The sequence below is a fragment of the Collinsella sp. OF02-10 genome (genome assembly GCF_003463445.1).
Taxonomy (GTDB): domain Bacteria; phylum Actinomycetota; class Coriobacteriia; order Coriobacteriales; family Coriobacteriaceae; genus Collinsella.
Genome location: NZ_QSCW01000049.1, coordinates 1 through 1,063 on the forward strand (window position 1 = coordinate 1; position 1,063 = coordinate 1,063).

A 1,063-nucleotide genomic window follows, 5' to 3' on the forward strand; every position below is an offset into this window, starting at 1 on the left:
GCCGGGCCCTTACGCCAGCACGCCGAAGAACGCGCCGACGATGCCCACGACCATGGTGGCCACGATCAGCACCATGGGGTTGATCTTCTTGGACAGCAGCCAGTAGTACAGCCAGAAGGCGAGCATGCCGAGCATGCCGGGCATGATGCCGTCCAGGATGTCCTGGAGGGTCTGGGCGTCGTCGCCCGAGCCGATGGCCACCGGGATGCTGGCCCAGAACATGTCCTTGCACATGGCGCCCACGACCATGACGCCCACGATTCCCACGCAGGTCATGATCTTCTGCATGAGGCCGGTCCTCTGGGCCTCGTCCAGGAAGCCCACGCCCAGCTCGTAGCCCTTGACGGCGCCCCAGACGCGCAGCGCGAAGCCGGGGACGTTGTAGATGAGCAGGAAGGCGATGGGGCCGAAGGGGTTGCCGGCCTGGCACAGGCTGATGCCCACCGCGGCGGCGACCACGCGCAGCGTCGACAGGAAGATGGAGTCGCCGATGCCGGACAGCGGGCCCATGAGGGCGGCCTTGACGTCGTTGACGCTCTCGGGCTCGATCTCGCCGCGGGCGACCTTCTCCTCCATGGCCATCGCGATGCCGCCGACGAACGGGGCGAACTGGACGGTGATGTTGAAGAACGCGCAGTGGCGGTGCAGGGCCTCGGCGTAGTCGTCGGGGCGGCCGGCGTAGATCTTCTTGAGCATGTTGGCGACCATCAGGCAGAAGGCGATGTTCATCTGCTTGTAGTAGGTCCAGGAGAACTCCATGCCCAGGGCGCCGGTGTTGACGGCGCTCCTGACGAGGTCGGAGCGCGTGATCTTGTTCTCGGGACTAGAAGTCATCGTCCTCATCCCCTTCCGCGGAGAGCTGGGGCTGGGCTCCGCCCAGGCCGAGCAGGTCGAACTTGTCGATGCCGATGATGATGGCGATCAGGGCGACGCCCAGGACGGGCACGTTGGCGTAGGAGCACAGCAGGAAGCCCAGGAAGTAGAAGGGCACGAGCTGCTTGGTGAGCACCAGGCGGCCGAGCATGGCGAAGCCCATGGCCGGCAGGATGTTGGCGGCAACGCC

At 66.0% G+C, this 1,063-nt stretch carries 2 protein-coding genes; both read right to left on the bottom strand.

Annotated features, from left to right (window positions below; genetic code table 11):
• Positions 1 to 9: 9 nt before the first annotated feature.
• A complete protein-coding gene (locus DXA43_RS10135; protein ID WP_117807079.1) occupies positions 10 to 843 on the bottom strand; it encodes a PTS system mannose/fructose/sorbose family transporter subunit IID in 834 nt (277 codons plus the stop codon).
• Positions 824 to 1,063, bottom strand: a 240-nt coding sequence (locus DXA43_RS10140) for a PTS sugar transporter subunit IIC (protein ID WP_147324175.1), incomplete at its 5' end; no start/stop codon positions are given. The genes DXA43_RS10135 and DXA43_RS10140, both read right to left, overlap by 20 nt.

Bases quoted from the DNA above. Each gene is read 5' to 3' on its own strand.
- DXA43_RS10135 (WP_117807079.1), bottom strand. From the start codon at position 843: ATGAGGACGATGACTTCTAGTCCCGAGAACAAGATCACGCGCTCCGAC.